The following is a 17,538-nucleotide window of genomic DNA, read 5'->3' as shown; positions in this document are numbered from 1 at the left end:
GTAAGCGGTTCGTTGAAAAGCAACATCGCCTTTGCCCGTCTATGGACGAAGACATTGCTACGGACTGGCCCGCCCAAGAGGATGAGGCAGAACCTTCTCTCGACGACGTAATTCCAGAGGGTGCGCATCAACTTGACGTTCCCCGTGACGATGAAACAGAAGAGGATAACGACCCCGAAGTCACGTCTACTGAGGGCGACAAAGCGTCAACAGAATGGTCGTTTCCTGTACGAGCAGCACCTATTTTGGCGCTCCAAGGCGAAACGGTAACGGAGTTTCCTTTGAGCCAACATATATCTGGGCATCAATCAACCTCACTCGTCATTGATGAAAAATTGATGAGGATGGTTGAATCTCGGTACGATGCAGACGGCATTCGCCGGCTCAATGTCCGCATGGCCCTCGTCAAAGAGCATATTTCCGGATATTCCCACACGCATCTCGATATCTTTCAGCGCTTGATGCCCATCTGGGCGGGTTCGGTTGGGTTCGGTTTGTTTGTTTGGGTTATGATGTTGACCAGCCTCCCTATGATTGGGGGAGGGGTATTCATTTTGGCTGGACTCGCAGGAATACTATTTGCTAAATTGGATTTACATCGTATTTCCTTTTCTGACCACGGGGGACGTCATGACTTTTATCTCTCAGGATGGAGGCAAAGCCCGTTCTTGATTTACAACAGTACCGCCCTTCTAGGGCCGGCGTTCGTCGGCTTCTTACGGGACGGAGAACTGAGATACGGAACACATTAACGTTATCGTAGAGTCCATGAAGCAACCAATACGACCACCCGCGATTAAACCCGTTAAGGAATTACCTGCCCCGATCCCACAACCTCCTCATAGTGTTGCACAACAACTCCCTCGGCCGTCGCAGATTCCAGCACCCCCCTCGCCACAACCTACCCCGTTGGCTGGGCCTCCAATTAGGTCGCCTCAAGCCAACATTCCACCGCCGCCAGTCGCAGCCCCGATTCCTGCACCGCTCCCGCTGCCCTCAACACCGCAAGCTCCAACAATGGTCCCACTCAACTCTCTCCCGCCACCCCCGTTACCGCCACCAACGTCGCCAGTTGGGGCGCCGGTTCGAGACCCTCTGTGGGATTGAATCAGGCAACAACGCCGCCTGCAGAAGGCAAGACGATGGCGTCATAGAGGCGCAACGCCTCTTTTTTGATATCAGCAAGGTCGTGAGGTAGAGCGTATTCGTCCTGCATCATCGGGACCCGACGGCCTGGACCTGGTATCCGGGTAAGCGCTGTTCCAAGTTCAGTTGCGTCTTTCAATAGATCCCCACTCGCTCCTGAATGACGTGATTCTAACCGATGGCGCATCCACTTCTTTAGGGGCTTAATCGAATTTGAAAGTACCGTCAGGATCTCGGCTCGCTGAGCGTCTTCATTGCCGCCATCGGGCAGGCACCTCAACATAATTCGCAGTAAGCGAGCAATACGAACATCACGGGGAGTGACGTTCACATGTCCAGCGATTGACCTTCGCACCTCCGTCATTGCATTGAGGCCGGCATGTTCAGTTGAATGGGCAGCATCGCTCAAACCAAGTTGTGAGAGCAGCGATGCCAGAGCGTTCAAAGCGGCAGAAGTCTGCTCAACATTGCCTCCTTGAGGTTGAATGGGCGTGACCTTAGTTGCAACCTCCAAAGGCTCACTTACGACTTTTTCTTCCATCTTCTCAATTCCGTGACCTTCTGACCTTTCTTCAATGACTTCAGGTAAATCCTCAAAGTGGTCTTCAGAAGGGGCATCAACCACCACTGCATCGGTTTTGGGAGTTGAGGGGGGTTCCATAACCGGAGGCGTGGGCTCCACAGGCTCAACATGACCTTCCCTTTGAACAGGTTGTTCCATGGCTTCAAGCATGGCTTCATGAGCATCCTCAAGGGCGTTCGCTGGTGCTTGAACGGGGTGCTCCTTCTCCGGGAGTGGAACCAAGGTTGGACGGACCGTTTTTGGCTTCCATAATTTGAGTTCAAACGTTTCGTCTTCTACGGCCCTTTGGGCAAGATGGGTCGATAATGCTGGGATTTTTTCGCTCAGCGATGCTAAACGGGAAGGGCGCCTTAAGTCCAATTCAATTTGCAATGCCCGATTGATGTCTTTATTCCAGGGAAGGTGCTGAAGTCGGCGCCTCAACACTTCGTGATGTTGGACGTGATGCCGTGCCAGATTGAGTTGGCGAGCGACATCTCCAGGTTGATCTGGGAGGGCTAAAAGCCAGTCTTCAACATCCCACCCCATTTCTTGAAGTTGCTCAACCTCACGGTTTAATTGCGATATAAATCGGGTTGGGAGTGAAGATGCAGTGTCCAAATTCGTGGCTGAATCCGAACGCTGCAGGGCAGCAACATAACGTTCAAATTCACTGAGGTTCATCATTGATGTATCGCGTTCAATAGCAATTTTATCGGCGATTCTCAAATCTGCAAGTTCTCTGTTCAGCATGTCACGGTGGCGGGCGTTTCGTCGGGTCCTTTCACTGATAAATCGCTCAGATTCATCCATTAATTCCTCATAGAGTTCAGTTTCTCGCAACAACCGGACTCGCCCAGTTGCCCCCTCCTCGCCTTCAAAGGATACATCGAGGGCCTCCAAATCTTCAATGAGCGCAACGGCCCGCTCCCATTTGGGGCGTGCGTGTGTTAACAGTTCCATGGTTCTTAGAGGATCTTCAAACAGCCTTTGCCGCCAATCCTCAAGGAGCATGCCGGCACCCTCAAAGTGGTCCAGAAGAGACAGGCCGTCAAGCTCCAATTGCTTCCAAAGTTGGTCTAAAGCGTCAACAGCGTCTTGTAATTCTTCTGTGTGTTCGAGTTTTCCAACCCATCCCCGACTCATCTCAACACGGCTTGGCCAATATTTTTCAAAGCGATGCCATCGTTCAACCAAAGTCAAATGGTGAGTGATTGAGTCTTTGATGGAGTCTAAATTTGCTTCCCATTCCATCAACTCACTCGGATGAAGATCTCCTTCGTGAGGGAACACAATGCCCCGGCCCCTCCATCCATCGATGATCGATGAAACCTCTAACCGACGGTCTTCAAACGTCTGGCCCAGGCGACTGACCTCTTTTTCCATCCCGTTGAGTTCACCGGTTTGTTCAATATTGGTTAGCAAAGAGCGCCGATGTTCCAATTCTTGGCTCATCTCCTCATCAAACGGGGTGATGTGTTGTGCAATTGATAGTTTGAGTTGTTCGCTTATGTGGTGAAATTCCTGCCATCTTTCAATCACAGCAAAAGCGTCCATCAGTGCTTCTCGTTCAATATCGGGGAGATCGTAACCCATTGTTTTCAGGGAATCATACCCCTGCCTCATGACCTTACGTTGACGGTCTTCATCCATTTCGATCATTTCCAGATGGCGAAACAATTCATCGAAACGCTCAGGTTGCGTGAATAATGGATACAGGATTTGAACCGATGCAGCACTCGACGGGTCCAGGTTTGCTAGACGCCGATAGAGTTGAAGCCAGTCATTTCCAAAACCGAATTCATTCCAAGCCACTTTTCCACGCTCCAAAGCCGGCTCCCAAGGCGCATACTGGGCCATCGTCCGTTCAAATGAAGAAAACGCATCATCTATGGCAAACGGGTCGGAAAGGGCTTGTGTACTCAATGAAAAATCTACATCATGGCCTGGGTGGCCTGCCCCGAATGAAACGATTCGGCCTTCAATTTGAGAAGCTCGTTCACGCTGAGATTCAAGCCAAGCCAAACGTTCCACAACATTGGATTCATCCTCGTGTAGAAATGCCTCTACACGGGTTCGCTCAAATCCAAATCGAACAAGGGATTCAAGGCGCTCAGAATACCAAACGCCCCCGTCGACCTCATCCGTCAATTGACCTCACCGAACCTGCTTCGTTACAGGGAGCCTTTGAATGTGAGCAAAGGTGGAAAGGAAAAATGCTTCATTTCCTCTCAATTGTCCAATTCGGGGGAGATTAAAGACTCTCTAAACAGGCACATTCCCCCTTCTTTTCGCCGCAGACCATAAAGGCACACCGGACGGGTGAGGGTCAATGAGCGCTTTTGCCGTCGTTGTAGGATTAACCACACTCAGTGCTGCTGGTGCAGTTGGATATTGGATGCTAAGCACCAGTAAACGGGTCATTCGCCTTCTCGATATGCAAACACTTCTCAGGGAATCACAAGCCACCCATTTCCACCAACTCAACCGATCCGCAGAAGATACCCAGCATCAGGTCAATGGACTTCAAGAGACCATGAATTCCTTGCGAGCCATCCATCCAGAAATTGATGCATCCCTTACCGTTCATGCCTTCTTGAAACGCCATGAGGGTTCATTGGAAGTGGCGATGGATGCCTCTGAAACGTGTCACGCACTGGAGAGCATTGTCCAACACCAAACGGTTGAAGCCGTTGGCGTCTCATCGTTGACGCCTATACACCAAGCCATGTTGAGACGGCTTCTTGCCCTGCTGGATGCCCATCATCACACGATGGCTGATCTTAGGGTGAATTCAGATACTGCACATCGTCTTGGACTTGCCGCTCTTAACATTCAGCACCACGTGTGGGCTGAAAGCGCTCTTGGAGTTGCTTACCAACGCTCACCAGGCCATGCGAGCATTGTAGAGGGCCTGGAATACATCGCGCGACTTCGTGGTGATGAAGCATTGCAGCGCCATTGGCTTGAAGCCCGCATGAAAATCACACCCGACGACCCAGCATTGCTTCGTTCACATGCACATCTTCTTGCCTCTATGGGGGATGAAGAAGCAGAACGTGCAGTCCGACGTCTCGAAGCACTTGGAGTTGATACAGCCGCAGACCGCTCCTTGTTATCTGGGCTGCGGGCTCGTGCGGGCGCTCGTTCGGAAGCCCTTGAGGCCATAGAACAGGCGCTTGAGGAAGACCCAAGCCGGCACGAGGACTGGCTTTCATATGCCCTTTTGCTTGAGGCTGATGGAGAACTAACACTCGCTCTAGAAGCTAACGAACGCTGCTTGACGTTAGAACGCCAATGCGGTGAAGCATGGGCACTCAAAGCTCGTTTGCTCGCAGGTGGGAACGGCAACGAACGTGAGGCTCTGAAGGCTGCAACGCACGCAGTTGCATTGGAGGCCGGTGGCGTTAACACCATTTTCCTTAAATCCGAACTTTTGGAGTTAGAAGGCTCAGGTGTTGCTGCTGAAGAAACGCTGATGGGGGCGCTGAAAGCACAACCAATGAACGGAGAACTTCGTGCTAGAATCGCAGGAAAACTCCTTCTCAATCATCGAATTGATGAGGCCCAGGAACTGCTGTCATCAACGCCCGATGGTATCGACCACGCTCTGCTTCATGCTGTTGAAGGGCGCCTTCACCTCGCCCACGCAGACCGGCACCGAGATGGAACCGGACAAACCGACACCGCCCTTCTTGATGCTTCATTAAAGTCGTTCAATGGAGCCTTGTCTCTTGATCGCGAATTGGGTGTTGGATGGCTGGGACTTGCTCGCACCCAACGCATGCTCGGCGATGTTGAGGTTGCCAGCGAATCACTCGCCCGAGCGCGCCGTTTGATGAATGAAAACGATGCATCCGTAGCATCCGAATCCGCTCTCCTCGCTTTAGATACCAACGATGTCAACGCAGCGTCAGGTTACATTGATGCAGCAGACGTCCACGGAGCCAGTGCGACGGTAGCCTACGTCCGTGGAAACATAGCAGCCCGAACGGGGCGCCTGGAAGTGGCTCATCAAAAGTTTACAGAGTGCTTGAATATTGACCCTGCTCACATTCGTGCCCGCCTAAATCGCAGTTCAGTCTCGATGGCAATGAACGAAGGCAGGAGTGTACTTGATGACGCTGAGATTCTTCTTGACATGGCTCCAATGCTCGCTCTTGCCAGAGTCCGAAAGGCGGAAGGCCACATGATGCTCGGAGAATGGGAGCATGCAAGCAAACAACTTCGCCACGTACTTGAGACCGCCCCCCACCATACCCACGCCCTCACTCAACTCGCAGCGTGTTACATGAGTATGGACCGCCCGGAGCGAGCAGAATCGCCGCTTAATGAGGCTCTTCGCCATTCTCCAGAACATGCTCCAGCATGGCACCAGCGCGGGCTCCTTTATCTTGAATGGTCAAAAATTGACAACGCTCTTTCGGACTTTGAAGCAGCGGTTCGATGCGACGGCCAACACTTGGATGCGCGTTTGCACATCGCCGCTCTTCTCCATAACTCAGAACGTTTGGGTGAAGCAGAGGCGGCCTGGCGTGCAGTTTTAGCTATCGACCCGGACCACAATGTTGCGAAGGCCCGCCTAGCAGAATGCGAACGAACATTGATGACGACCCGATGACACCCTGTGCCTGCTGGAGGGGATTGCGATGGAAATTGAAGAACTCAATTTAACCGAAATCCTCACTGCTCTTCAAGACTTTATGACCCAAGACGGGGCTATTTCGCCAGAACAACGAGATTTTTACAAAGCCTTCCGTACTGAACTCAACAGTCACGAAGGTGAATTCCTCATAGATGATGTAGAACGCTTATTGGTTGCAACTCGGGGACAAGTTGATTCCATCTCAGACGAAGATTTCTCAAAAATGGGACAAGCCATTCTCACACGGTACTCCAACAAGAATGCCGACGCAATCAATGAACGAATCCGACAACTTGCTGCTGCCGAAGCAGCAAAACGAGCCGCTGCGGAAGCCGCTCGCAAGGAAGAGGAAGCACGCCTTGCAGAAGAGGAACGCCTTGCGGAAGAGGAACGCCTTGCGGAAGAAGCCCGCCTTGCTGAAGAGGAACGCCTTGCAGAAGAGGAACGCCTTGCAGAAGAAGCCCGACTGGCCGAAGAGGAACGCCTCGCAGAAGAAGCCCGCCTTGCTGAAGAAGCTCGATTGGCCGAAGAAGCACGCCTTGCTGAAGAAGCTCGATTGGCCGCAGAAGCCCAGTCGGCAGAAGATGCCCGGTTGGCCGCAGAAGCACGATTGGTCGAAGAAGCACGCCTTGCTGAAGAAGCTCGACTGGCCGAAGAAGCACGATTGGCCGAAGAAGCACGCCTTGCTGAAGAAGCTCGATTGGCCGAAGAAGCACGCCTTGCTGAAGAAGCCCGATTGGCCGAAGAAGCTCGTCTTGCGGAACAAGCACGAATTGAAGCAGAACTCGCAGCAGGCGAGGCAGAAAAGCAGGCATATTGGGACGCTCAAGAAGAACCTGCTTCAGAAGAAAAGGTCGTACCAGACCTTCCTACCCAGGCGGTCCCACTGGAGGCGGAAACTCCCCCGTCGCCTCTATCAAAAATGCTTCTTATTGGTGGCCTTTTGACAGGTTTGGGCGCGGCTGCATACTTCTTTGTTCTTTGACGGGTTGAAGCAAGGCATTTTGAGTAGGAACTCCCACCGCGACACATGTCTCTTAACATTGGCGATGCACCACCCGACTTTCTCCTTGCCAATGCCAATACAGCCGTAGGGGGCGACCAGATGTCTCTAGAGCAAGCCTTCGATAAGAACGGGCTGGTCGTTGTTTTTGAGTGCAATCATTGTCCCTATGTTGTAGCAAGCATCTCTCGAATGAACGCCATGGCCGAGCAATGTCAAGAGAACGGAATCGGTTATGTCGGCATCAACTCCAACGATCCTCTTGTCTATGAGAACGATTCATTCGCAAACATGGAAAAGAGAGCGCAAAAGGGCATGCCCTATGCTTATCTCCACGACTTAGAGCAGGAGATTGCACATGCTTACGGGGCAGAGCGAACTCCAGAATTTTTCTTGTTTAACGCCCAGCATCAACTGGTTTACAAAGGCAGAATGGACGATAGCCCACGTGACCCTAGCGACGTTATGGTACGAGACTTAGATGGAGCAATCAATGCAATGTTGAGTGGAAAGAACCCCGATGTTGCAGTCACACAATCCATTGGATGCTCGGTCAAATGGAAATCAAGGTGAGATGGATGACTGGATGCAAGCGACAATGCGACTGGGACGACGAGATGGTGTGCAGGTCCTGTGGGATTGATTACTCTCCACCCAAGCCTTCGAAAGATGACGATGAAGGCGAACAGGAATAATCAGTACTGTTCCAAAACCAACTCAGTGGTTGTGCTTGCAATTTCATTTGGAGCGGCGAGCCACATTTTATCCAACAGTTTGCGCAAGGCCATGGTGTCGTCAACGTGGACAAGGGCGACCAGATCAGCTTCACCAGAAACTTCGTAGATGATTTCAATTCCATCCCATCCAGTGACCTCAGAAGCAAACGAACCGATTTCGGACCCTGGGGCCACCTTTATTCGAACGAGTGCAGTAAGGCCAACGCCTCCTTCTCGAATGGTGTAGCCACGAATGGTTCCGTTTTCTTCCATGTTTCGGATGTGAGTACGAACGGTTCGTTCACTGGCCTCGACTTTTGCAGCGAGGTCAACATAGGACATGCGTCCGTTTTTCCTCAGTTCAGCTAGGATGGCGCGGTCAATTTCTGCTATTCGGGGCATGGTTTCCGGTTATCCAGTACCTATTTGAATCCTTTTACGGGCGTTATACGGGGGTATTGAAGCATCTTATTCCAAAAAACCTTTGAAAATTTACATTAAACGGAAAAACTGCCGAAATTCATCACTAGCAAGCACTTCGGGGGGTTCAAAAGGAAGCCACCCTACAAAGTTAACATGCGGGCCAAAGGTTACAGCGAAGAAGCCGGGCTTCAAGCATTCTTAGACCACCTTTCGCAATGCGACCTTTCTGTCAGTCAACAAGATTGGTTTCAGATCGATATTGCGGCCATGTTCGGGGACACCCCAATACATTTTCACGAACTCAACCCTCTAACGGGCGAATCACTTCTTTTTCTCAACGAATCCCTGGTCCTCATGTGCCCGCAGCAATCCATAATCCATCACTTTCCTCGTCAATTGATTCACTGTTTTGTAGAAGACCGCCGCCGCCACATTCTCATGGATGACGAACCGGTTTTCAAGGCAGAACTGTTCTCCATCTCCCCGCTCGAGGAACAACTCTGCTGGATGGTTCAAGGGCAATCAGAGTTAGAAGTCCCACAAATCCAAGCCCACGTAGCGCGATGGATGGCTTGGTTGAACCGTACGAACCAATAACTCCCGTTTGATTCAAGTCCTCTCTTCCCTTGGGCGGGTTGAGGGAGTATTGTGTCAGGTCACATCACCGGTTTGGACTCACGAATGGTATTGGACAGTCGAGGGCAGCCGACCGTTGAAGTGGATTGTTATGTTGAGGGTGCTCTAATGGGACGAGCAATCGTCCCATCTGGTGCTTCAACCGGTGCATACGAATCCCTTGAACTACGGGATGGAGACGCAAGTCGGTACATGGGGAAGGGCGTAGAACAAGCAGTGCTTAACGTGAGGGAACGCCTCGAAGAAGCCCTTGTTGGTCTCCCTGTGGACGAGCAACGTATCATCGACGAAGTCATGCTTGAACTTGATGGAACTCCGAATAAATCCAATATTGGGGCTAATGCAATGCTTGGGGCATCGATGGCTTGCCTCCACGCTGGTGCTGCCTATCATGAACTTCCTTTGTGGAAATACGTTGGTGGCGTTGCAGGTGGGCTCATGCCCGTGCCGATGCTTAACATTCTCAACGGTGGAGCACATGCTGCGTCCAATGTTGACGTACAAGAATTCATGGTCATGCCTCACGGATTTGACGATTTCAAAGAAGGACTCCGTGCTGGAGTAGAGACCTATCATGCGTTGAAGAAGGAACTCAAGAAAGATGGATTGCTTGGCGGTATTGGCGACGAAGGAGGCTTCGCTCCAAATCTTCCATCCAATGAAGAGGGCCTCAAATACATGGTCCGGGCCATTGAAGGGGCGGGTTATTCAACTGAAGAAATTGGGATCGCGCTTGACGTTGCCTCTACAGAATTTCTCAAGGATGACGGATATCACATGGAAGGTCGCGTTCTGTCAAGCGAAGAACTCTCTGACATGTACTCGGGTTGGATTGACGAATATCCAATTTTGTCGATTGAAGACGGGTTTGGCGAAGACGATTGGGCAGGCTGGGCCGCTTTCACCAAGGCAAACGGTCACCGTGTCCAATCCGTTGGGGACGATTTGTTTGTGACACAATCACAACGTCTTTCTCAGGGCATTGAATTGGGTGCTGCGAACGCAATGTTGGTGAAATTGAATCAAGTGGGCACGGTTACAGAGACGCTTGAAGCCATGGACATGGCTACAACTCACGGATTCAACAACGTCGTTTCTCACCGCAGCGGCGAGTCCGAAGATGTGACGATTGCAGACTTTGCGGTTGGCACTCGCGCTGGACAAATCAAAACCGGAGCTCCTGCACGTTCAGATCGAGTGGCAAAATATAACCAACTTCTGAGGATTGCAGAGGATGTCCACGAATACCGGTCACCCTTTGTTTGAGGAAACAATACGGCCCTCTATAAGGGGGGGAAATTGCGTTATGGGTATGATGCGCCTAAGAGTCTTCATTTTGACAGCCAGCCTATTACTAGCCACCCTGCCGTTTAACGTTACTGCAGATGCAACCGACGACATACCAACCAACGCAACGAACAGCGAGGTTCATGATTCTCTCGTGGCGGCCCTGGCACACGCCGATTTGGTCACAACACTGCAAGGCAGTGGGCCGTTTACGGTCTTTGCGCCAACCGATGCGGCATTCGCTGCAGCCGGCATTGATCTCGCAGATTTCGACACCGATGAAGAAAACGCCACCCTTCAAGACATTCTCCTCTACCACGTGTATTCCGGTCAGGTTGAATCCTCAGCAGTCACTGACGGGCTGAGTGTTGAGATGGTGAACGGAGACAACGTCACCTTTTCCGTCGTTGACGGAGTCGTGTCGATTGAGGATGCCACAGTCACCACCGCAGACGTCATGTCCTCCAACGGTGTCATTCACATCATCGACAAGGTCCTCACGCCACCAGCAGATTTGGTAGACATTCCTTCAGTCGCAACATCAACCGGAATTCACACGGCCCTCGTTGAAGCCCTCATCCAGGCCGACCTCGTGGCCACGCTCCAAGGAGCCGGACCGTTTACGGTGTTCGCCCCTACAGACGCAGCCTTCACTGCGGCAGGGATTGACCTCGCTGCATTTGACACCCCCGAAGAGATGGCGGCGCTGACCGACATTCTCCTCTACCACGTCGTGGCCGGTGCAACATTCTCTACGGACCTCGCCGACGGAACAACATCCGTCAGAGCCGTTAACGGAGACAGTCTCGATCTCACCGTCTCAGCGTCAGGCGTTACTGTAGGCGCAGGAAATGCCAACGTAACCATTGCAGACGTGGCTGCCTCTAACGGAGTAGTGCACGTCATTGACCAGGTATTGTTGCCTCCAGCTGGTGACATTTGTTACAACATGGTGTCTCATACCATCGTCGCAGGTGCCGACAAAGTCACATGCAATTCCTACATGTATGTTGAAAATTTCTCCATGGGAACTCAAACCATTACCGGATGTTACAACACGGTTACACACGCCGTGACCAACTTGACTTCTGCAGAATGCATGGCCTACGTCTGGACTCCAGCCGTTAACCTCGCCATGACCGCAAGCGCAACCACCATCCACACCTCCCTCGTCGCAGCATTGACCAAGGCAAACTTGGTTGATACCATCAGCGGAACAACCGATTACACCGTGTTTGCCCCATCGGATGCAGCCTTTGCTGCAGCTGGAATCAATCTCGATGATTTCACCACCGATGAAGAGATCGCAACACTCGCAGACATCCTCCTCTACCACGTTGTAGCAGGGACGACCTTGTCGACTGACCTCGCCGAAGGAACGACTACCGTAAGCGCTGCAAATGGCGACGAACTGTTGATTCATGTTGACAACGGCTCCGTCATGGTCGGCTCATCAATGGCCAACGTCACTCTGGCGGATGTACCTTCCTCCAACGGCGTTATCCACGTGATTGACCAAGTCCTCACGCCCCCGGCAAGTGTTGACCCGTTCGAAGGCGTTACCTGTGACGTTACCATCGGTATCGGTTCAACCGGCTACGCATACTCTCCAGCAGTCGTCAACATCAACGTTGGCCAGACCGTCTGTTGGTCTTGGGAAGATGCGAGCATGCCTCACAATGTCAAGGAAATTACAGGCAGCAAAGCTACGACCTTTGTTGACAATGGAATCACATCCGGAGAAGCAGCAACTACCGTAGCATTCTCATACACGTTCACCGAAGACACAACCTTCTACTACGCCTGTGAGCCACACGTGGCCCTCAACATGTTCGGTGAAATCGTCGTCGGAGACGGCGGAGCAGATGAAGCCTCTACCGACATGTCAGATGACGACGGTGAAGACACCCCAGGGTTCCTCATCACCACAGTGCTTGTCTCGATGATCGGTGCACTTGTATTGATAGAGCGTCGCTCTAAGGGCGAGTGAAGCTGAGTATCGTGTCATGGAGCCGTGTATTCCTCGGGCTGGCCTTAACGCTGGTCGTCATCACTGCCGTGTGGTCGTTGGTTATCGTCTCGTACGAGAGTGACTTAGGGACCGAAAACGGGATTCTAGTGGCCCAATACAATGCTCAAGCCACGAACGGTTCAGACGACGTTCTCGCAACCCTCACCTTCGATGAAGGTGGAGAAGCACTCCCCTGGTCTTCGCTCCAACTCCAGTTGGAAATAGATGAGGAGTCGTACGGTTGTACCTTTGGTAGCCAGTCGGCCGAGACCGATGAAGCATCAAGGGTACAACCCTCCTTGGGGGCAGACGGTCAGACCTTCTTGACGCAAGTTGATGCAACCCGAGAGGAGCAATTCACGTACCTTGATGTTCCAAATCAGACCTCATCGAATGAAAGCGATTACACCCTTCGCTTCTCTAAAACCGATGTCTACATGAACGACGGAATACGCTGGCAGTTTGTTGAAGGGGAATCGATCGAGAACGACTTTGAACTTGATAATACGCAATTTGTTAACGCGACCGAAGAACGGCTGGACTGGTATACGTACGACCTCTCTGTACACCGAGTAACACCAAATGACGGCGTCTATGTTTTTGAACAGACCAATCAACGCTACAAAATTCAGTTCTTGACCTATTACGACGACGCCGATGAGGCGCGCTACCCAACCATGCTCGTATCATCACTTACCCCTGATGCCTTTCCTGCACTGAACAATCCCGAACTCGTCTCCCCGTCCCCCTGTTTGATCGTATCAGAGGATGCTGACAGGGTAAATTGGGATGCAGATGAAGCAATAACACTTCGAGAAAACGGATTGAACATTTGTGCGGCGGATTGCAACTTCTCCCTTGTTGCTACTTTTGAGGGCGTTCCCGTACGAATTGTTCAAAGCGAAACTTCAGGTGCGTAGGCATACCATGCGTAAGCACATCATGCCCATGGCGATTCTCATCGTAACCCTTCTCGTTGTACGGCAAGTTTACCCTTATGTTTCCGGGAATGACCCAAGCTTGGTCGATGGATACAGCGTTGAACCGGTCGCTCAGGGTTTGGGCGGCCCGACATGCTTGGTATGGGCTGATGACGTACATCTTCTCCTCTGCGACAGAGACAGCGGTCAAATTATTGAACTCAACATCACGTCAGATGAACGAAGAACACTGCTTGATGGTCTCGACCGACCCCACGGGCTGCTTCTCAACAACGGCTCAGCATATGTCTCTGAAGCAGGCACGCTGACAAAATTCACCGTAGGCGAAGACGGTCAATTCGTTAGCCCACAACCCTTGGTTGAAGGAATAAAAAGCAGCAATCACCAAACCAATGCTGTCAACCTTCTCTCGAACGGAACATTGGTCTGGCATAGCGGATCAACTTGCAACGTCTGTGAAGAAAAAGACGACCGAAACGCTGCTCTATTGTGGGTCAATTCAACCACCGGGGACCATGGTGTGTTGGCCAGCGGTGTTCGAAACTCATTTGACGGAGTGTGGGTTGATGGCCACGGCTATTTTTTCACGGATAACGGTAGAGATTTGGAGTTTGACCATCCCCCAGAAGAACTGAATGTTTTGATTGAGGGAGCAGCATACGGTTGGCCTGACGATGACCCGGAACACCCCGTTCCGGTTGGAACCGAAGCGCCAATTGGAACATGGACTCCGCATACTTCGATGAACGGGATTGATGTACGTCCGGTCCACTCGGCACTCCCTGGCCTTGAACCATCAGAGGGGTTCACTCTCTACGCAACGGTTTACGGCTCGTGGAATACCCTTCTGCCTCAAGGCCATGAAATTGTCCGCATTGACGTAAACCTTGGAGACGACGGCACCTACACTTCTGAGATCACTCGCTTCGCATGGGATGCAGGAACCCCGCTACCTTTGGTATTCCATCCTGATGGAACGTTGTATTACGCTACTTTTGGGAACAATGGAGCATTGTACAAAATTGTAGAATCTTGACGAAGCCCAACCATGCAATGCTCATTCAACGGGGCCTGCAAGGCGTTTTGCTGTCTCTTTCAATGATTCATCGGACCTTTTTAAGGACCGAATGTATCTTGGAATTGTGTGTTCTGATGCCCTCAAATCATCAAGGTCCCCAACCCATTCAAGCGATTCACGAGGAGGAGTCACCGTTGATTTTTGCCCATGAACCTCCCATACAGAACACCCATCTCCGTCAGATGAGGCCGTTTGGAGGTACCATTCATCATCAACCTCTTGCTCCGCAGACTCCAAATGATGACGTTGCACAAATCGGACGATACAGTCATCAACAATGTGTGTGATGTCCGCTTCGTTTAACATTTCAAGGACTTCTTCATGTTCCGACCCAGGCTGAAACCAAAGAAGCGGCATTTCAATCAGAGGAAACCGCACCATGAGTTCCAAAACAGCCTTCCTTGCACGCTCGGGTGCAAGGAAAAACACAACAATTTCGGGGACAACGCCTTCCTCGATTCGTGGACGAATTGGCCTTCCAAGAATGCTCCCACCTGCATCACTCGGATGAATTGGAACAAGCCTCCAACCCCTGCCGTCCAAATCATGGATTGCTTGATGAGCGGGACGCTGTTCGTTCATCCCGGCACCCAAAATATGGATGCTTTGAGCATCTCGAACGGTTTCGTAAATCGCTGGATGAGAATCTCTTAACACGAGCCGTCCTTGCCGCTCGTCCTTTTGAATGAATGTTCAAGGGCTAAGAAAACAGGAATATAAAAGCAAACAGGAAGGATTGCAATGCATGTCAAAGTCATACCTGTTGATTGGAGGAAGCAGTGATATTGCCCAAATTCTCGCAAGGGAATTAATCGAATCAGGCCACCTCGTCACCCTTTTAGCCCGTGATGTGGAACGCATTACTCACCTCAAGGACATGGGTGCTGACGTCATCCAAGGCGACGCCCTTGACGAATCAATTGTATCTGCGGCAGTGGACCATGCAAAAGGGCGGTCGGAAGAAGGGCTAGCTGGCGCGGCCCACCTGGTAGGTTCAATCGCCTTACGCCCTCCTCACGCTACCAAATTGGAAGATTTTGAGGCTGTGATCCAAACCAACTTGGTGTCCGCATTTCTCATGTTGAAACTGGTTGGCAAATCCATGCTCCGAAATGGAACCGGACGAATGGTGTTTACATCAAGCGTCGCTGGGAGTTACGGGCTCACCAATCATGAGGCGATTTCAGCTGCCAAAGGAGGCCTTGAAGCCATGGTGCGTTCAGCGGCCTCGACCTACGCTCAGCGCGGTATTCGTGTCAACGCCGTCGCCCCTGGCCTCACGGAAACCAGGCTCGGAGCTTCGGTTTTACGCTCGGATGCAATTCGGGAAGCATCTGTAGGAATGATTCCACTGAAACGGATTAACGAGCCCAATGAAGTAGCACAAAGCATGTTTTGGTTGCTTACAAACGCTCCAGACAACATCACCGGCCAAATCATTCATTTGGATGGCGGTATGTCCAACATACGGGGCTGAAGGGATGAGGGTAGCAGTGGTCGGTGCAGGAATTGCAGGACTCGCTGTTGCTGTTGGCCTTGAGAAAGCTGGCCACGATGTTACCGTTTACGAAGCAGCAGGTAGCGTTGGAGGGCGAATGAGTACCGTTGTCTGCGGGGATTACCCCGTCGACGTTGGATTTCACGTTCTTCACACGGCGTATCCAACGGTGAAACGATGGATTGAACTTGACAAATTAGACGCTAAACCAATGGACCCGTGCACGGTATCCATCGACCCACGATCGGGTAGAAAGCGCATCATGGGTGATGCGCTAAAGGCTCCTCGGTACCTGTTGCCAACGTTGAAAGCAGTGGGGATTCGTGACGGGCTGCGGTTTTTCAAATGGAGGATGCAAACGTCTTCAAAAGATCTCGAACGTTCAATGGACCGCATAGCACCAAACATTTCAACCGGTTTACAACAGCGCCGATTCCGCCCCTCTACTCAGCGGGTACTCAAACCGCTCTTTGCTGGAATCACACTTGACCCCACGCTTTCTGAACGATTCTCATTTGCAGATTTCACATGGGGCGCGATGGCTCACGGGACGATGGTCGTTCCCAAGGAAGGTATTGCTGCTGTACCTCTACAACTTGCACGACGGCTCGGTACAGCGACACTTCTCCTCAATATGAAAGTGGAGTCAGTATCCCAACACGCCGTTTTGGCTAACGGCGAAGGTACTGAATTCGACCGTGTTATTCTCGCTACGCCTCAGCATGTTGCTGCCGAACTCCTCCCAGGGTATTCAACCGAACATCAAACCGTAGAACGGCTTACCAGCACCCTCGTGTTTTCAACACCCTCTCCGCCGTTTCGACAGGCGCGATTGCTGCTCAATGAACGATGGGGCGAACAAGGTTGCAAGGTTCTGCACGTCCACATCCCAACCAACCTCCATCCGTCCTCAACGGGCCGACATTTGGTGACGGCCACACTGGTAGGCGAAGACGCCACCAATCCTTCGGTCGACGAGATTCAACATGAACTCAAGTCTTGGTTCGGTCAAGAAGTCCAATCATGGGATCATGTTTTGACAACAACCGTGCGTCACGCCCTCCCCCATATGGATCCAAATCACCATGCACGCTTTCTTCCAGATGTAGAAATTGACGGTGTCTTCCTCATCGGAGACCACCGTGCTCATCCCTCGGTTCAGGGTGCGCTTGCTAGCGCAGAACGCCTCCTTGAACGATTTGAAATCCCTTTACCAAGATGGTGATAACATGACATGGCATAACGCGATAAAATCAAAACGACTGAAAGAAGGTAAGAAAAAAATGTTGACCGTAAAAGGAAAATTGCTCATGGTCACGAGGCAACCCGAAGGCCTTCATGCGACAGAAGCATTGTGCCGACACATGCGCTGGCCGCTGGCTTACGGAGGCAAAATTAAGGACGGGTGTATTCGTTGCCCTCTCCATCAAACCACGCATCGCCTCGAAGACGGAGCCATAGAGGAATGGGCACCGTTCCCTCTTGTCCCATCATACGGGCGACTCATTGGAAAACTCTCCAAACAGAAGGAACTGAAGATTTATCCCGTTCGTGAACTTGACGGATACGTCCAAGTTGATTTGGTATGAACG

15 protein-coding genes are annotated in these 17,538 nt (G+C 51.6%); 12 read left to right on the top strand and 3 right to left on the bottom strand.

Annotated features, from left to right (window positions below; translation table 11 throughout):
- The first annotated feature begins 41 nt into the window (after nucleotides 1-41).
- Nucleotides 42-752, top strand: a complete 711-nt coding sequence (locus AAA857_RS03465; RefSeq protein ID WP_338173150.1) for a hypothetical protein — start codon at nucleotides 42-44, stop codon at nucleotides 750-752.
- Nucleotides 753-1,108: 356 nt separating this feature from the next.
- On the opposite strand, the gene AAA857_RS03460 is transcribed toward AAA857_RS03465, so the two are convergent.
- Nucleotides 1,109-3,859, bottom strand: a complete 2,751-nt coding sequence (locus AAA857_RS03460; protein WP_338173148.1) for a hypothetical protein — start codon at nucleotides 3,857-3,859, stop codon at nucleotides 1,109-1,111.
- Between the two features lie 181 nt (nucleotides 3,860-4,040).
- Here AAA857_RS03460 and AAA857_RS03455 point away from each other — a divergent pair, with 181 nt between their 5' ends.
- From AAA857_RS03455 to AAA857_RS03445, 3 genes are read left to right on the top strand one after another with little or no spacing between them, the layout of a single operon-like run.
- Nucleotides 4,041-6,329 carry a tetratricopeptide repeat protein gene (locus tag AAA857_RS03455; RefSeq protein WP_338173146.1) on the top strand — a complete coding sequence of 763 codons (2,289 nt, stop codon included), beginning with the start codon at nucleotides 4,041-4,043 and terminating at the stop codon, nucleotides 6,327-6,329.
- 28 nt (nucleotides 6,330-6,357) lie between these two features.
- Nucleotides 6,358-7,338, top strand: coding sequence for a hypothetical protein (locus AAA857_RS03450; RefSeq protein WP_338173144.1), 981 nt, complete (start codon nucleotides 6,358-6,360; stop codon nucleotides 7,336-7,338).
- Between the two features lie 45 nt (nucleotides 7,339-7,383).
- Nucleotides 7,384-7,929, top strand: a complete 546-nt coding sequence (locus tag AAA857_RS03445; protein ID WP_338173142.1) for a thioredoxin family protein — start codon at nucleotides 7,384-7,386, stop codon at nucleotides 7,927-7,929.
- Between the two features lie 122 nt (nucleotides 7,930-8,051).
- On the opposite strand, the gene AAA857_RS03440 is transcribed toward AAA857_RS03445, so the two are convergent.
- On the bottom strand, nucleotides 8,052-8,474 hold the full coding sequence (locus tag AAA857_RS03440; RefSeq protein WP_338173140.1) for an Lrp/AsnC family transcriptional regulator: 423 nt from the start codon (nucleotides 8,472-8,474) through the stop codon (nucleotides 8,052-8,054).
- A 174-nt stretch (nucleotides 8,475-8,648) separates the two neighbouring features.
- Between AAA857_RS03440 and AAA857_RS03435 the strand changes: the two genes are divergently transcribed.
- Genes AAA857_RS03435 through AAA857_RS03415 form a run of 5 tightly spaced genes read left to right on the top strand, consistent with a single transcriptional unit; the run spans nucleotide 8,649 to nucleotide 14,406 of the window.
- The gene (locus tag AAA857_RS03435) at nucleotides 8,649-9,092 is read left to right on the top strand and encodes a hypothetical protein (RefSeq protein WP_338173138.1); all 444 of its coding nucleotides are present in this window, start codon (nucleotides 8,649-8,651) and stop codon (nucleotides 9,090-9,092) included.
- Between the two features lie 51 nt (nucleotides 9,093-9,143).
- Nucleotides 9,144-10,397 (top strand): phosphopyruvate hydratase, encoded by a 1,254-nt coding sequence (gene eno / locus AAA857_RS03430; RefSeq protein ID WP_338173136.1) that lies wholly within the window; start codon nucleotides 9,144-9,146, stop codon nucleotides 10,395-10,397.
- A gap of 46 nt (nucleotides 10,398-10,443) precedes the next feature.
- Nucleotides 10,444-12,408, top strand: coding sequence for a fasciclin domain-containing protein (locus AAA857_RS03425; protein ID WP_338173134.1), 1,965 nt, complete (start codon nucleotides 10,444-10,446; stop codon nucleotides 12,406-12,408).
- Nucleotides 12,409-12,419: 11 nt separating this feature from the next.
- On the top strand, nucleotides 12,420-13,349 hold the full coding sequence (locus AAA857_RS03420; RefSeq protein WP_338173132.1) for a hypothetical protein: 930 nt from the start codon (nucleotides 12,420-12,422) through the stop codon (nucleotides 13,347-13,349).
- Nucleotides 13,350-13,356: 7 nt separating this feature from the next.
- Entirely contained in the window at nucleotides 13,357-14,406 is a 1,050-nt protein-coding gene (locus tag AAA857_RS03415) for a hypothetical protein (RefSeq protein ID WP_338173130.1), read from the top strand.
- 21 nt (nucleotides 14,407-14,427) lie between these two features.
- On the opposite strand, the gene AAA857_RS03410 is transcribed toward AAA857_RS03415, so the two are convergent.
- On the bottom strand, nucleotides 14,428-15,105 hold the full coding sequence (locus AAA857_RS03410) for a CoA-binding protein (protein ID WP_338173128.1): 678 nt from the start codon (nucleotides 15,103-15,105) through the stop codon (nucleotides 14,428-14,430).
- Between the two features lie 88 nt (nucleotides 15,106-15,193).
- Between AAA857_RS03410 and AAA857_RS03405 the strand changes: the two genes are divergently transcribed.
- The 3 genes from AAA857_RS03405 to AAA857_RS03395 are packed head-to-tail and all read left to right on the top strand — an operon-like array spanning nucleotide 15,194 to nucleotide 17,535.
- The gene (locus AAA857_RS03405; protein WP_338173125.1) at nucleotides 15,194-15,925 is read left to right on the top strand and encodes an SDR family oxidoreductase; all 732 of its coding nucleotides are present in this window, start codon (nucleotides 15,194-15,196) and stop codon (nucleotides 15,923-15,925) included.
- A 4-nt stretch (nucleotides 15,926-15,929) separates the two neighbouring features.
- On the top strand, nucleotides 15,930-17,171 hold the full coding sequence (locus AAA857_RS03400; protein ID WP_338173123.1) for an NAD(P)/FAD-dependent oxidoreductase: 1,242 nt from the start codon (nucleotides 15,930-15,932) through the stop codon (nucleotides 17,169-17,171).
- 4 nt (nucleotides 17,172-17,175) lie between these two features.
- A complete protein-coding gene (locus tag AAA857_RS03395; RefSeq protein ID WP_338173121.1) occupies nucleotides 17,176-17,535 on the top strand; it encodes a Rieske 2Fe-2S domain-containing protein in 360 nt (119 codons plus the stop codon).
- Nucleotides 17,536-17,538: the final 3 nt, after the last annotated feature.

Origin of the sequence: Candidatus Poseidonia alphae, from assembly GCF_943787815.1 — an archaeon.
Taxonomy (GTDB): Archaea; Thermoplasmatota; Poseidoniia; order Poseidoniales; family Poseidoniaceae; genus Poseidonia; species Poseidonia alphae.
The sequence above is the reverse complement of the archived record's forward strand: the minus strand, read 5'-3'. Positions and strand labels throughout refer to the sequence as shown.

What these genes read in the sequence shown, in the direction of transcription:
- AAA857_RS03465 (WP_338173150.1), top strand. Translation starts at nt 42, where the DNA reads ATGGACGAAGACATTGCTACGGACTGGCCCGCCCAAGAGGATGAGGCA.
- AAA857_RS03395 (WP_338173121.1), top strand. Translation starts at nt 17,176, where the DNA reads ATGACATGGCATAACGCGATAAAATCAAAACGACTGAAAGAAGGTAAG.
- AAA857_RS03415 (WP_338173130.1), top strand. Translation starts at nt 13,357, where the DNA reads ATGCGTAAGCACATCATGCCCATGGCGATTCTCATCGTAACCCTTCTC.
- AAA857_RS03425 (WP_338173134.1), top strand. Translation starts at nt 10,444, where the DNA reads ATGATGCGCCTAAGAGTCTTCATTTTGACAGCCAGCCTATTACTAGCC.
- AAA857_RS03405 (WP_338173125.1), top strand. Translation starts at nt 15,194, where the DNA reads ATGTCAAAGTCATACCTGTTGATTGGAGGAAGCAGTGATATTGCCCAA.
- AAA857_RS03445 (WP_338173142.1), top strand. Translation starts at nt 7,384, where the DNA reads ATGTCTCTTAACATTGGCGATGCACCACCCGACTTTCTCCTTGCCAAT.
- AAA857_RS03455 (WP_338173146.1), top strand. Translation starts at nt 4,041, where the DNA reads ATGAGCGCTTTTGCCGTCGTTGTAGGATTAACCACACTCAGTGCTGCT.
- AAA857_RS03400 (WP_338173123.1), top strand. Translation starts at nt 15,930, where the DNA reads ATGAGGGTAGCAGTGGTCGGTGCAGGAATTGCAGGACTCGCTGTTGCT.
- AAA857_RS03450 (WP_338173144.1), top strand. Translation starts at nt 6,358, where the DNA reads ATGGAAATTGAAGAACTCAATTTAACCGAAATCCTCACTGCTCTTCAA.
- AAA857_RS03435 (WP_338173138.1), top strand. Translation starts at nt 8,649, where the DNA reads ATGCGGGCCAAAGGTTACAGCGAAGAAGCCGGGCTTCAAGCATTCTTA.
- AAA857_RS03440 (WP_338173140.1), bottom strand. Translation starts at nt 8,474, where the DNA reads ATGCCCCGAATAGCAGAAATTGACCGCGCCATCCTAGCTGAACTGAGG.